Here is a 12381-nt window from a genome sequence, read left to right on the forward strand (position 1 = left end):
CGGAAGGAGCGCGAGATGTCGAAGAAGAACGAGGGAAAGAAGCGCCGGGAGGCGCCGGAACCGGACCTGCGGGACGTCCTGCGCGTCCCCGTCGGCGAGCCGGTCGACCTCGCCTCCTACGACGCCCGCGGCATCCCGGCGGGCCCCTCCGGCAAGGCGGCCGGGGTGACCGCCACCGCCGCCCTGGGGCCGCGCCTGGCCGAGCTCCAGGAGCGGCTGTACGCGTCGAGCACCGCCGGGGACCGCCGCCGGGTGCTCCTGGTCCTCCAGGGCATGGACACCAGCGGCAAGGGCGGCACGGTCAAGCACGTGATCGGCTTCCTCAGCCCGTCGGGCTGCCGGGTGCGCGCCTTCAAGGCCCCGACGCCGGAGGAGAAGGAGCACCCCTTCCTCTGGCGGATCGAGAAGGCGCTCCCCCTGCCGGGCGAGATCGGCATCTTCGACCGCTCGCACTACGAGGACGTCCTCGTGCCGCGCGTCCACGAGCTGGTCTCCCGCTCCGAGATCAAGCGCCGCTACCGGCAGATCAACCACTTCGAGAAGGCGCTCGCGGACGACGGGGTGACGGTGGTGAAGGTCTTCCTCCACCTCTCGTACGAGGAGCAGCGCGACCGGCTCCTCGAACGCCTCGACGACCCCGACAAGCACTGGAAGTTCAACACCGGCGACATCGAGGAACGCGCCCTGTGGCCGGCCTACCGGAAGGCCTACGAACTGGCCCTGGAGCGCTGCGGCACGGACGCGGCGCCGTGGTACGTCGTCCCGGCGGACCGCAAGTGGTACCGGAACTGGGCGATCAGCAAGCTCCTCCTCGAACACCTGGAGGCGCTGGACCCGAAGTACCCGCCGGGGGACTTCGACGTGGCGGAGAGCCGGAAGCGGCTACTGGCTTCTTGAGCGGCGCCAGTCGGCGAGGGCGCGCCGCAGTTTGAAGGACGCCTGGAGGTCGAGGTTCTCCTGCTCCTCGAACCTGGTGAACAGGTGGTCGAGGAGAGCGGACCCATCGGCGTGGGCCGGCCGGGCGGCGAAGGCCGTCGTGATCGACGTGTCCTTCAGCCGTGCCACCAGATCGAGCAGGAGGCCGATCTGGACGTCGTCGAGTCGAAAAAGCACCCGTGCGTACCCTCCGCTGGGCCCAGCGCGCCCTGATCGTCCTCGTCGCCACCGTCCCCCTCCTCCTGGTGACGCTCGCCTTCCTGCCCGCCCTGCTCGTCCTCCCCTTCCGCCGAGGGCGGGCCGCGCACGCCCAGGCGATGGTGCGTCAGCTCAGCACGTGGACCCGGGTGCTGCCGCTGTCGAGTCGCGAGCGATAAGTCATCTGATCGGATAACTTCCGGTTGTGAACATCTATGTACGAAAAGTGGTGGTGCTCGGTCTGCTGGGCGCCGCCCTCGTCGGCTGCGGCGAGGGGGCCGCCCCGAAGGCCGCGAGCACCAAGGCACCGGCCGGCACCCCCTCGCCCAGCGCGACCACGAGCACCGCCGCCCGCCCCAAGCCGGGCGCCGAACCCGCCGCCGCGCCCACCATGGCGCCCGGGCCGGGCGGGCTCACCCCCGTCTACACGCGCCGGGCCGCGACCTCCCCGAAGAGCGCCGAGAAGGTCGTGGCGCTCACCTTCGACGCCGACATGACGGCCGACCAGGGGCCCAGGGCCGCGCGCGGCGAGCGCTTCGACAACCCGGAGCTCATCGCGACCCTGCGCCGGCTGAAGGTGGACGCGACCGTCTTCATGACGGGCCGCTGGGCGGAGGAGTACCCGGACCAGGCCAGGTCCATCGGCGGCGACCCGCGCTTCGAGATCGCCAACCACTCGTACAGCCACTACGCCTTCGCGGACCCCTGCTACGGCCTGCCCACCGTCCCCGGGCCCGACATGGCGGCGGACGTGCGGCGCGCCTTCGACGCCTTCCGGGACGCCGGGGCCCTCAACGTCGTCCCGTACTTCCGCTTCCCCGGCGGCTGCTACGACGACGCGGCCCTGCGCGCCCTCGGCCCCGCCGGGGTGACGGCGGTCCAGTGGGACGTGGTCAGCGGGGACGCCTTCGCCGAGGACGCGGACGCCGTCGCCGAGCAGGTCATCGACGGGGTGAAGCCCGGTTCGCTCGTGGTCATGCACTGCACGCGCAGCGCCGCGCCCGTCACCGAGCGGGCGATCCGCCGGATCGTCCCGGAGCTGCGGGCCCGCGGCTACCGCTTCGTGAAGGTGTCCGACCTGATGCGCGGCTGAGGGGCCTCAGCCCGAGCAGGCCGTGCGCTGGGCCTCCTGCCACTCGCATACCGGGCAGAGCGTGACGCCCTTGGCCGACTCCGGATACTCGGTCGGCTCCTGGCACAGCACGCAGGCGGCGAAGGGGCCCTCGGCCGCCGGCTCGGGCCTCGGACCCGGTTCGGGGGCGCAGTACGACGCGGACACGGGCGCGGAGACGGGCGTGGACTCGGTCACGCCTCCGAGCGTACTCCCGGCCCGCTCACTCCAGGCGGGCCGTGGCACGGCAGGAGAGGGCCGCCGCCGTCGCCGCGAGGAGCAGGGCGCCCGCGCAGGCGAGCCAGGGCGGGTCGGCGGTCGCCGTGCGGGCCCCGGTGGTCAGGGCCGTCATGGCGTGCTTCGCCGGGGAGCCGGTGACCACGAAGGCGAGCAGGGAGCCGAGGACGAGCGCCGAGAGGGACCAGCCGGAGGCCCGCAGGAAGGGGCGGGAGGCCAGCGCGCCCACGGCGGCGCCCGTGAGGGCGCAGGCCAGCGCCGCGAGGAGCCCGGTGACGGCCGCGACGGGGGCGGCGGTCCCCCGCCGGTCGCTGACGAGCGTCACGAGCAGGACGGCGACCGTGCCGGGCAGGACCGGCCAGGCGGTCCCGGCGAGGAGCGCCGCGAGGTGCGCGCGGTTCCGGCCGGCGGCGGCCGCGACCACGTTCCGCGCGGCGGGCGGCTCCTGGGTGAGGCAGATCCGCACCGTCCAGGCCGTCACCGGCAGCAGGGCGGCCGCGGTGAACCCGAGCGCGTCGAGCACGGGCTCGGCCGCCTGGACTCCGGCGCCGATGAAGACCGCGTACAGGAGGAGCGGCGCGAGCCACCGCTGGGAGCGGAGGAGGAGACCCGACTGGTAGCGCAGCAGCGCCGTCATGCCCGTACGCCTCCCTCGGGGACGCCGGTCTTCGCCGCACCGAGCCGGTGGACGTGCCAGGAGGCCGCGAGGAGCGCCCCGAGCAGGGCGTCGGAGTGCGCCGCGCCCACGGTGAGGACGGTGGTGCCGTCGGGGCCGGGCGCGACGGCCGGTTCCCCCGGCAGCCGCCCGGGGAGCGCGCGCCCGCCGGAGACGGTGATCCGCACGAGGTCCTCCGGGTCCCCGAAGGCCTCCACGGGCTCCCGTCCCGGCCGTACCCGGCCCGCCTCCACCGCGTACACCACGCCCGCCTCGCCCCGCAGCCGGCGCGGGTCGTGGTCGACGAAGACGACCGTCGCGCCCGCCGCGAGGCGTTCGCGGACGGCGGCGTCGAGTTCGGCGCGGGCTCCGGCGTCGAGCCCGGTCCAGGCCTCGTCGAGGACGAGGAGGGCCGGGTCGGCGAGCAGCGCCTGGGCGACGGCGACCTTCTGGCTCGTGCCCTTGGAGAGCTCCGCGAGTCCGGTACGGGCGTGCCCGCCGGCCCCGAAGCGCTCCAGCCACTCCCCCGCCCGGGCCCGGGCGGCCGCCCGGCCGAGGCCCTGGACGCGGCCGAGGCGGACCAGGTAGCCGAGGGCCGTGAACGGCAGTGCGACGGGGAAGCGCTCGGGGACGTACGCGGTGCGGGCGGGCCGTCCGGTGACCCGCCCCTCGGTGGGCGCGTCGACGCCGGCGAGCAGCCGGAGCAGGGTGGACTTGCCGGTGCCGTTGGTGCCGGTGACCCGGACGAGGGCGGCGGCGGGCAGATCGAGGTCGACCCCGCGCAGCGCCCACGGCCCCCGCGGACCGTGCCGGCGCCCGACCCTCTCCAGCCTCAACCGGCCGCGCCCTTCCGCGAGACCGTTCCCGGGGAGCCGGGGCGCGCCCCGGTGGAGAGATCGCTCGTCATGGCGGCATCCTGGCGCGGAAGCGGCGATTCCCACAAGAATCCCTCGTCACGTCGCCCGTGGCGGCGGTGGCAGACTTGCCGGGTGAGCAGCGATGAGACCGATGTCCGCGACGAGAAGCCCCAGTTCGTCCTCCCCCTGGTGGTACGGATCGAGCGTGACGCGCCCCCGGCCCGTACCGACGCCCTGGAGACCGCGGCGCGGGCCGTCCTGGAGATCCTGACCGACGAGCGCTCCACCGGCGAGGGCGAGTGGGCGCGGGCCATGGACGACTGGCAGGACGCCCGGATCCGGAAGGTGGTGCGCCGGGCGCGCGGCGCCGAGTGGCGGCGGGCGTGCGCGCTCCCCGGCCTCACGGTCACCGGCGCGGAGGCGGAGGTGCGGGTCTTCCCGCCGGTCCCGCTCGACGGCTGGCCCAAGGACCTGGCCCGCCTCCAGGTCTCGGGCACCGACCTCGACGACCCGGCCGCCCCCGGCCCCGTGCCGGAGGGGGCGGCGGTGCTGTGGTTCAACCCCGACCTGGACATGTCGGCCGGCAAGTCGATGGCCCAGGCGGGACACGGCGCCCAACTGCTCTGGTGGGCCATGCCGGACACCGGACGCAAGGCCTGGCGGGAGGCGGGCTTCCCGCTCGCCGTGCGCACCGCCCCGGCCGCCGACTGGCCCGCCCTCACCACGAGCGGCCTCCCGGTCGTCCGCGACGCGGGCTTCACCGAGATCGCCCCGGGCTCGGCCACGGTCGTGTCGGCGTTCCCCCGCACCGGCTGAGACCACCACCGGAGCCCCGAAACCTCAAATGAAGCTCTGAACGTCCCCCTCCCGGGGTTCGAACGTTCCCGCGTGGGCCATCACAGGGGAACTGAGGACCGAAGGAGGGGGACCATGACGGAACTCGGCATCGGCATCGGCTGGCGTCCCGAGATCGCGGAGGCGGTGGAGGGACTGGCCGGAGTCGACTGGGTGGAGGTCGTCGCGGAGAACATCTGCGCGGACCATCTGCCCGACTCCCTGACCCGGCTGCGGCGGCGCGGCGTCACCGTCGTGCCGCACGGGGTCTCGCTCGGGCTCGGCGGCGCGGACCGGCCGGACCCGGGGCGCCTCGCGGCGCTCGGCGAGAAGGCGGTGGCGCTGGGGGCGCCGCTGGTCACGGAGCACATCGCGTTCGTACGGGCCGGCGGGACGCTGACGGCGTCCCCGGCGCTGGAAGCGGGCCATCTGCTTCCCGTGCCCCGCACCCGGGACGCCCTCGACGTGCTCTGCGAGAACGTGCGCATCGCGCAGGACGCGCTGCCCGTGCCGCTCGCCCTGGAGAACATCGCCGCCCTGATCTCCTGGCCGGGCGAGGAGATGACGGAGGGGCGGTTCCTCGCGGAGCTGGTGGAGCGCACGGGGGTGCGGCTCCTCATCGACGTCGCCAACCTGCACACCAACCACGTCAACCGGGGCGAGGACCCGGCGCGGGCCCTGTCCGAACTGCCCGTCGAGGCCATCGCGTACGTGCACGTGGCGGGCGGCGTCGAGCGGGACGGCGTCTGGCACGACACCCACGCCCACCCGGTGCCGCGCCCGGTCCTCGACGTCCTCGCCGACCTCGCGTCCCGGGTCTCCCCGCCCGGGGTGCTCCTGGAGCGGGACGACGACTTCCCCCCGGCGGAGGAGCTGGCGGAGGAGCTGACCGTGATCCGGGCGACGGTGACCGGGGCGTCCGCCCGCCGCGGCGCGGGCGCGGGGAGGCGTCCCGCGGAGCGGGCGCTGCTCATCGGCGCCGGGGCCCGCGTCTCCGGCGGGCCGATGCCCGGCCCCGTCCCGGACGCTCCCCCGGCGGCGCCGGAGGCCGTCGCGCCCGTGCCCGTACCCGTGTCCGTACAGGACGAGGGCGCGCGGCAGCGGCTCGGGCTCGCGCAGGCCTCGCTGCTCTCGGCGCTCGTCGCCGGGACACCCGTGCCCGAGGGGTTCGACAGCAGGCGGCTCGGGGTGCAGAGCCGGGCGCTCGCGGCCAAGCGGGCCGGGGTCGTCGCCAAGGTCGCGCCGGAGCTGCCCGGGATCCTCGGCCGGGAGTTCCGGCCCGCGTTCCTCGCGTACGCCAGGTCCCGCCCCATGAAGGGCGGTTACCGCCGGGACGCGCTCGACTTCGCCGAGCACCTGCTGATCGCCGGGCGCCCGGAGGACCCGGCCGCGCACCGCCGGCTCACCCGGTGGTGGCAGGACCGCTCCGGCCACCGCCCGCCGGGCCCCGCCGCACGGCTCGTCCGCGCCGCCCGCCACGCACTCGTACGGAGATGACCATGGACGTCCTGCTCCCCCTCTACTACCTCGCGGGCGCCGTCGCCGTCGCCGTGCTCGTCACCCGGGTCGTCCGGGCCCGCGGCGGCTCCGGCGGGCCGGTCCACGACCGGTACGAGGCCGCCTTCCTCAACGGCGGCCCCGCCAGGGTCGTCGACAGCGCCCTCGCCGCCCTCCGGGCGGACGGCCGGATCGCGGTCGGCGGGCCCGGCATCGTGGCCGTCGTCCGCCCCACCGCGCGCGACCTGGTGGAGCGGGCGGTGCTCCAGGAGCACGCCGCCGCCCCGCACGGGGCCCTGCACCACCTGCGGCTCGCCGTGATGCGGCACCCGGCGGTGCAGGAGATCGGCGACGGGCTCGCGGAGCGCGGCCTCCTCGTGGACCCGGCGACGCGGCGCGCCACGACCCGGTGGTGCGCCGCGGTCGGCGGCACGGCGTTCCTCCTGTTCCCGGTCTCCGTCTTCCTCACGATCGTCGACTTCACCGCGAGCGAGGGGATGTCGGTGCCGTTCGTCGTCAAGGTGGTGCCGGCGCTGTTCGTCGTCGGGATCACGGCCCTCGTCTGCGCGTCGGTCGCCGCCGGGCGGATCACCCCGGCCGGACGGCGCGCGGTCGCCGCGTACGGGCGCGAGCGGGGGCACCTGGCGGACGCGGGCGACCTCGTGGCCGTGCACGGACTGCGGGCGCTGCCGGACCCGGTGCTCCGGGAGCAGCTCCTCGCGGCCGCCCGCGTCAACGGGCCGCGCGGGTCCGGACGCGGCGGGCGCGCGGGGGCGGGGGCGGGGCACCACCACTCCTCCTCGGGCGCGGACGCGCTCGGCGTGGTCACCGTGTGGTGCGCGGACTCCGGATCCTGCGGCGGAGGGGGCGGCGGGGGCGGCGGGAGTTCCTGCTCGTCGGGCTCGTGCTCCTCCGGCTCGTGCTCGGGAGGGGGCTCCGGCGGCGGTTGCGGCGGGGGCGGCAGCTCGTGCTCGGGGTCGAGCTCCAGCTCGTGTTCCAGCTCCAGCTCAAGCTCGTGTTCGAGCTCCAGTTCCAGCTCGTGTTCCAGCTCCAGCTCCAGCAGCTGACCGCCCGTACCACCCGGGAAGGGACCGTGGAGGTCCCGGAAATGACGCCGGTGCGGCGCGCGTGACGCGCGCCGCACCAGGAGCCGGACCCGGTGTCGCTGGAGCGGCGGGCGGGGGGGTTGTCCCGGCCGTCTTATCTTTCGGGGCGGAAAAAAGCGGGCCCGGCAGGGGGCCGGGACGCCAAAACGTATTCCGAGAGCCGCAAGACCAGCCCCCACCAGGTCTTCGTACGGCCGTCAGGCCAGGCCCGCCACCAGGTCGGCGACGTCCTTGCGGCGGCCGGTGTAGAACGGGACCTCCTCGCGGACGTGCATCCGCGCCTCGGAGGCGCGCAGGTGGCGCATGAGGTCCACGATGCGGTGCAGCTCGTCGGCCTCGAAGGCGAGGAGCCACTCGTAGTCGCCGAGCGAGAAGGAGGCGACCGTGTTGGCGCGGACGTCGGGGTAGCCGCGGGCCATCCTGCCGTGGTCCGCGAGCATCCGGCGACGGTCCTCGTCCGGCAGCAGGTACCAGTCGTAGGAGCGGACGAAGGGGTAGACCGAGACGTAGTCGCGCGGGTTCTCGTCGGCCAGGAAGGCCGGGATGTGCGACTTGTTGAACTCGGCCGGGCGGTGCAGCGCCATGTTCGACCAGACCGGCTCCAGGGCGCGGCCCAGACGGGTGCGGCGGAAGAGGTTGTACGCCTCCTGGAGCTCGTCGCTCGTCTCGGCGTGCCACCAGATCATCACGTCGGCGTCGGCGCGCAGACCGGAGAGGTCGTACGTGCCCCGGACGGTGATGTCCTTGGCCGCGAGCTGGTCGAACAGCTCCTGGACCTCGTCGGCGTAGCCGCTCCGGTCCTCGGGCAGGACGTCGCGCAGCTTGAAGACGGACCACAGGGTGTAGCGGATGACCTCGTTGAGGTCCTTCGCCTTCTTACCGGCGTTCGGGATCTTTTCGGGCGCACTCATACGCCCATTCTCGCCCGTCACGAGGAGTGCCCCGCACCGGGGGCCGCCGTTTGCGACGTGGCGATGATCTCGTCGGCCGCGCGGTGCGCCGAGGCGACGCAGGCGGGGACGCCGACGCCGTCGTACGCGGCGCCCGCGATCCGCAGTCCGGGCAGGCCCGCGACGGCCTCGCGGACCCGGGCGACGCGGGCGAGGTGGCCGATCGGGTACTGGGGCAGGCCGCCGGGCCAGCGGGTGACCGTGGTGGCGACGGGGCGGGCGCCGAGGCCGGTGGCGGCGGCGAGGTCCTTGAGGGAGGCGTCGACGAGGTCGGCGTCCTCGCGGTGGACCTGCTCCTCCTCGCCGTGGCGGCCGACGGAGGTGCGCAGCACGAACAGGTCGGGGGCGGCGTCGGCGACCCACCGCCACTTCTGCGCGGAGAAGGTGGAGGCCTTGATCGTGTGGCCGTCGACGGGCGGCACGAGGAAGCCGGAGCCGGTCAGGTCCGGCATCTCCGAGCGGCGGAAGGCGAGGGTGACCAGGGCCATGGAGGCGTACTCGATCGCGCCGAGCTCGCGGGCGGCGGCGGGCGCGTGCTCCGCGAGGAGCGCGGCGGCGGGACCGGCGGGGGTGGCGAGGACGACGGCGTCGGCGGTCAGGACCCGGTCGCCGCTCACGACCTGCCAGCCGGTGGCCCCGGTGCGGCGCAGCGCCGTCACGGGGGCGTTCGGGACGATCTCGCCGCCGGCGGCGCGGACCGCGTCGGCGACCGCGCCGGGCAGGGTGCCGACACCGCCCTCGACGCCGGCGAAGACGGAGCCGCCGAGGCCGGTGGCGGCGCCCGCCGCGTCGGCCGGGACGGCGGCGCCGGCCCGCTGGACGGCGCGGACGGCGGCGGTGAGCGTGGGGTGCTCGCGGGCGGCCTCGAAGAGGGCGGGGACGGCGGCCTTCATGGAGATGCGGTGGGCGTCCCCGGCGTACACCCCGCCGAGGAGGGGTTCGACGAGGCGGTCGACGACCTCGTGGCCCATGCGGGCGGCGACGTACGCGCCGATGGCGATGTCGTCGCCGATCTCGGTGGGCGGCAGGTCGAGGTCGGCGGCGATCCGGCGCACGCCCTCCTCGGAGAGGAGGCCCTCGACGGCGCGGGCGTCGCCGGGGACGCCCATGACGTGCCCCTTCGGCATGGGCACCAGCTCGCCCCGGGACCAGACGGACGCGGTGGTGGTGGCGGGCGCCCGGAGCCGGTCGCCGAGGCCGACCGCGCGGGCGAGGGCGATCGCCTCGGGGCGGCGGGCGAGCAGCGACTCGGCGCCGAGGTCCACGGGCGCTCCCGCGATCTCCCCGGCGAGGAGCTTTCCGCCGAGCCGGGCGTCCGCTTCGAGGAGGGTCACCCGGTGGCCGGCGAGGGCCAGCCGGTGGGCGGCCGCGAGGCCGGTGATCCCGCCTCCGGCGACGACGACGTGAGGTGCCGTGGTGTCCGCGTTCATGGGACCACTCTCTCAAATCGCCCGCCCGCTCCCGTTCCGAGGCCGGACCGTGACCGCATCGCTACCCCGGGACGGCAACCCGTGCCACGGGGTCGTACGTCAAAGGGGCATCGATCGTCATCACCCCGGGGGGTTCCCATGCGGAGAACGAGTACGACGGCCGCCGTCCTGCTGACGGCGTCACTGGTCCTGACGGGCTGCGGCGCGGGCGGGTCGGACGCGGGCGACAAGGCGGCGGACGCGCGGGCGGCGCAGCCCGCCGAGCAGGGGCCGAGCAGGGCCGGAGGCGCCGCCGACGGCTCGTCGGGGGCCGTGCGGGCCCCGGTGAAGGCGCCGGCCCCGCAGCACGTCATCCGTACCGCCTCGCTGTCCGTGGAGGTCGCGGACGCGGCGAAGGCCCTGGCCACGGCCCGTACGACGGCGGTGGACGCGGGCGGGCGGGTCGAGAACGAGTCGACGGAGCGGATCGACGACGCGTACCTCGCCTCGCGGATCGTGCTGCGGGTGCCGCAGGAGAAGTACGACTCCGTCCTCGCCGAACTGGCGGGCACCGGAAGGCTGCTGAACCGCAAGGCCGGCGCCGAGGACGTCACCGACCAGGTGGTGGACGTGCAGAGCCGGATCGCCACCCAGCGGGCGAGCGTGGCGCGGGTGCGGGAGCTGATGGACCGGGCGGACAAGCTGTCCGACGTGGTGACCCTGGAGGCCGAGCTGAGCCGGCGTCAGGCGGACCTGGAGGCGCTGCTCGCCCGGCAGTCCTCCCTGAAGGACCGGACCTCGCTGGCGACGATCACCCTCCAGCTCACCGAGAAGCGGAAGGAGGAGCCGAAGGCCGAGGCGAGGGAGGAGGGCCGTCCCGGTTTCCTGGACGCCCTGGGCGGCGGCTGGAACGCCCTGGTCGGCGTGGCGGCCTGGATCCTGATCGTGCTCGCCGCGCTGGCCCCGTGGCTCGCGGCCGGTCTGGTCGTCCTCGTCCTGTGGCGCCGGCTGGTCCGCCCCCGTCTCGCCGCCCGCCGTCCCGCGCCGGTGCCGGGGCCGCGCCCCGAGGGGCCGGCGGCCGAGCGGAACGCGGCCGGGGCGCCCGTGGGCCCGAAGGCTCCCGGGGCGGCGGAGGTCCCGAAGTCCCCGGCGGCTCCCGGGGAGTAGCGTCCGGGAAGTAGCGTCGTCCCCATGAGCGAACGACTGGTGGTCATCGGTGGCGACGCGGCGGGCATGTCCGCCGCGTCGCAGGCACGCAGGCTCAGGTCCCCGGGGGAGCTGGAGATCGTCGCCTTCGAGCGGGGGCACTTCTCCTCGTACTCGGCCTGCGGCATCCCGTACTGGGTCGGCGGGGACGTCGGCTCGCGCGACGAGCTGATCGCCCGGTCCCCCGAGGAGCACCGGGCCCGTGACATCGGCCTGCGGACGCGGACCGAGGTGACGGAGATCGACGTCGAGCGGCAGCGGGTCCGCTCCCGGGACCTGGAGTCCGGTACGGAGGAGTGGACCGGCTTCGACAAGCTGGTGATCGCGACGGGGGCGCGGCCGCTGCGCCCGCCGGTGCCGGGGATCGACGCGCCCGGGGTGCACGGCGTGCAGAACCTGGAGGACGGCCAGGCCCTGATCGACGCCCTTTCCGGTGCGGAGGGGCGGCGGGCGGTGGTGGTCGGCGCCGGGTACATCGGGGTGGAGATGGCCGAGGCGCTCCTCAACCGGGGCTACGAGGTGACCGTCCTCAACCGGAGCGAGCGGCCGATGGCGACCCTGGACCCGGACATGGGCCGGCTCGTGCACGAGGCGATGGACGGGCTCGGGATCAGGACGGTCAACTCGGCGGCGGTCACGAAGGTGCTGACCGGGCCCGACGGCCGGGTCCGGGCGGTGGCGACGGACGAGGAGGAGTACCCGGCGGACGTGGTGGTCCTGGGCACCGGCGTGGAGCCGGAGACCTCGCTCGCACGGGAGGCGGGGCTCCCCCTCGGGGCGTACGGCGGGCTGCTCACCGATCTGGGGATGCGGGTCCGGGGGCACGAGAACGTCTGGGCGGGCGGCGACTGCGTCGAGGTCCTGGACCTGGTCTCGGGCCGGACGCGGCACGTGGCCCTCGGGACGCACGCGAACAAGCAGGGCCAGGTCATCGGGTCGAACGTCGGCGGCGACTACGCGACCTTCCCGGGCATGGTGGGCACGGCGGTGTCGAAGGTGTGCGACCTGGAGATCGCGCGGACCGGCCTGCGGGAGAAGGAGGCCCTGGAGGCGGGGCTGCGGTTCGTGACGGTGACGGTCGAGTCGACCAGCCGGGCGGGCTACTACCCGGGGGCCGCGCCGATGACGGTGAAGATGCTGGCCGAGCGGCGGACCGGGCGGCTGCTGGGGACGCAGATCGTGGGCCGGGAGGGCGCGGCGAAGCGGGTGGACGTGGCGGCGGTGGCGCTCACGGCGAAGATGACGGTGGAGGCGATGACGGCCCTGGACCTGGGCTACGCGCCGCCGTTCTCGCCGGTGTGGGACCCGGTGCTCGTCGCGGCCCGCAAGGCGACGGCGGCGGTCCGCGCGGCGGGCTGAGGCCGGGAAGGGCGACGGCCGCCGGG

14 protein-coding genes are annotated in these 12381 nt (G+C 75.4%); 8 read left to right on the top strand and 6 right to left on the bottom strand.

Annotated elements, in window-relative coordinates:
- Window positions 1-15: 15 nt before the first annotated feature.
- Window positions 16-897, top strand: coding sequence for a polyphosphate kinase 2 family protein (locus ADL08_RS11470; RefSeq protein ID WP_053641990.1), 882 nt, complete (start codon window positions 16-18; stop codon window positions 895-897).
- Here ADL08_RS11470 and ADL08_RS11475 read toward each other — a convergent pair.
- On the bottom strand, window positions 883-1113 hold the full coding sequence (locus tag ADL08_RS11475) for a hypothetical protein (protein WP_053641991.1): 231 nt from the start codon (window positions 1111-1113) through the stop codon (window positions 883-885). The genes ADL08_RS11470 and ADL08_RS11475 overlap by 15 nt on opposite strands.
- 2 nt (window positions 1114-1115) lie before the next feature.
- Between ADL08_RS11475 and ADL08_RS11480 the strand changes: the two genes are divergently transcribed.
- Both ADL08_RS11480 and ADL08_RS11485 read left to right on the top strand, forming a co-directional pair.
- Window positions 1116-1313 (top strand): hypothetical protein, encoded by a 198-nt coding sequence (locus ADL08_RS11480; RefSeq protein ID WP_053641992.1) that lies wholly within the window; start codon window positions 1116-1118, stop codon window positions 1311-1313.
- A 47-nt stretch (window positions 1314-1360) separates the two neighbouring features.
- Window positions 1361-2227, top strand: coding sequence for a polysaccharide deacetylase family protein (locus tag ADL08_RS11485; protein WP_053641993.1), 867 nt, complete (start codon window positions 1361-1363; stop codon window positions 2225-2227).
- A gap of 6 nt (window positions 2228-2233) precedes the next feature.
- Here ADL08_RS11485 and ADL08_RS11490 read toward each other — a convergent pair whose 3' ends face one another.
- From ADL08_RS11490 to ADL08_RS11500, 3 genes are read right to left on the bottom strand one after another with little or no spacing between them, the layout of a single operon-like run.
- Window positions 2234-2413, bottom strand: coding sequence for a hypothetical protein (locus ADL08_RS11490; RefSeq protein WP_053642030.1), 180 nt, complete (start codon window positions 2411-2413; stop codon window positions 2234-2236).
- A 55-nt stretch (window positions 2414-2468) separates the two neighbouring features.
- Window positions 2469-3119 carry a hypothetical protein gene (locus tag ADL08_RS11495; protein ID WP_053641994.1) on the bottom strand — a complete coding sequence of 217 codons (651 nt, stop codon included), beginning with the start codon at window positions 3117-3119 and terminating at the stop codon, window positions 2469-2471.
- Window positions 3116-3973, bottom strand: coding sequence for an ABC transporter ATP-binding protein (locus tag ADL08_RS11500; RefSeq protein ID WP_053641995.1), 858 nt, complete (start codon window positions 3971-3973; stop codon window positions 3116-3118). Before ADL08_RS11500 ends, ADL08_RS11495 begins: the two co-directional genes overlap by 4 nt.
- A gap of 153 nt (window positions 3974-4126) precedes the next feature.
- Here ADL08_RS11500 and ADL08_RS11505 point away from each other — a divergent pair, with 153 nt between their 5' ends.
- From ADL08_RS11505 to ADL08_RS11515, 3 genes are all read left to right on the top strand, one after another.
- Window positions 4127-4810, top strand: coding sequence for a peptidyl-tRNA hydrolase (locus ADL08_RS11505; protein ID WP_053641996.1), 684 nt, complete (start codon window positions 4127-4129; stop codon window positions 4808-4810).
- A 114-nt stretch (window positions 4811-4924) separates the two neighbouring features.
- Window positions 4925-6325, top strand: a complete 1401-nt coding sequence (locus ADL08_RS11510) for a DUF692 domain-containing protein (protein ID WP_053641997.1) — start codon at window positions 4925-4927, stop codon at window positions 6323-6325.
- A gap of 2 nt (window positions 6326-6327) precedes the next feature.
- A complete protein-coding gene (locus ADL08_RS11515; protein ID WP_053641998.1) occupies window positions 6328-7392 on the top strand; it encodes a TIGR04222 domain-containing membrane protein in 1065 nt (354 codons plus the stop codon).
- A 236-nt stretch (window positions 7393-7628) separates the two neighbouring features.
- On the opposite strand, the gene hemQ is transcribed toward ADL08_RS11515, so the two are convergent.
- Both hemQ and hemG read right to left on the bottom strand, forming a co-directional pair.
- Window positions 7629-8342: a hydrogen peroxide-dependent heme synthase gene (gene hemQ, locus ADL08_RS11520; protein WP_053641999.1), complete on the bottom strand. Its 714-nt coding sequence runs from the start codon at window positions 8340-8342 to the stop codon at window positions 7629-7631.
- Window positions 8343-8359: 17 nt separating this feature from the next.
- Entirely contained in the window at window positions 8360-9811 is a 1452-nt protein-coding gene (gene hemG / locus ADL08_RS11525) for a protoporphyrinogen oxidase (RefSeq protein ID WP_053642000.1), read from the bottom strand.
- A gap of 138 nt (window positions 9812-9949) precedes the next feature.
- Here hemG and ADL08_RS11530 point away from each other — a divergent pair, with 138 nt between their 5' ends.
- Both ADL08_RS11530 and ADL08_RS11535 read left to right on the top strand, forming a co-directional pair.
- Entirely contained in the window at window positions 9950-10957 is a 1008-nt protein-coding gene (locus tag ADL08_RS11530) for a DUF4349 domain-containing protein (RefSeq protein WP_053642001.1), read from the top strand.
- A gap of 24 nt (window positions 10958-10981) precedes the next feature.
- Entirely contained in the window at window positions 10982-12355 is a 1374-nt protein-coding gene (locus tag ADL08_RS11535) for an FAD-dependent oxidoreductase (protein ID WP_053642002.1), read from the top strand.
- Window positions 12356-12381: the final 26 nt, after the last annotated feature.

The organism is Streptomyces sp. NRRL F-6492, assembly GCF_001280125.1.
GTDB lineage: Bacteria > Actinomycetota > Actinomycetes > Streptomycetales > Streptomycetaceae > Streptomyces.

What these genes read in the sequence shown, in the direction of transcription:
- ADL08_RS11470 (WP_053641990.1), top strand. Translation starts at nt 16, where the DNA reads ATGTCGAAGAAGAACGAGGGAAAGAAGCGCCGGGAGGCGCCGGAACCG.
- ADL08_RS11495 (WP_053641994.1), bottom strand. Translation starts at nt 3,119, where the DNA reads ATGACGGCGCTGCTGCGCTACCAGTCGGGTCTCCTCCTCCGCTCCCAG.
- ADL08_RS11510 (WP_053641997.1), top strand. Translation starts at nt 4,925, where the DNA reads ATGACGGAACTCGGCATCGGCATCGGCTGGCGTCCCGAGATCGCGGAG.
- ADL08_RS11515 (WP_053641998.1), top strand. Translation starts at nt 6,328, where the DNA reads ATGGACGTCCTGCTCCCCCTCTACTACCTCGCGGGCGCCGTCGCCGTC.
- hemQ (WP_053641999.1), bottom strand. Translation starts at nt 8,342, where the DNA reads ATGAGTGCGCCCGAAAAGATCCCGAACGCCGGTAAGAAGGCGAAGGAC.
- hemG (WP_053642000.1), bottom strand. Translation starts at nt 9,811, where the DNA reads ATGAACGCGGACACCACGGCACCTCACGTCGTCGTCGCCGGAGGCGGG.
- ADL08_RS11530 (WP_053642001.1), top strand. Translation starts at nt 9,950, where the DNA reads ATGCGGAGAACGAGTACGACGGCCGCCGTCCTGCTGACGGCGTCACTG.
- ADL08_RS11535 (WP_053642002.1), top strand. Translation starts at nt 10,982, where the DNA reads ATGAGCGAACGACTGGTGGTCATCGGTGGCGACGCGGCGGGCATGTCC.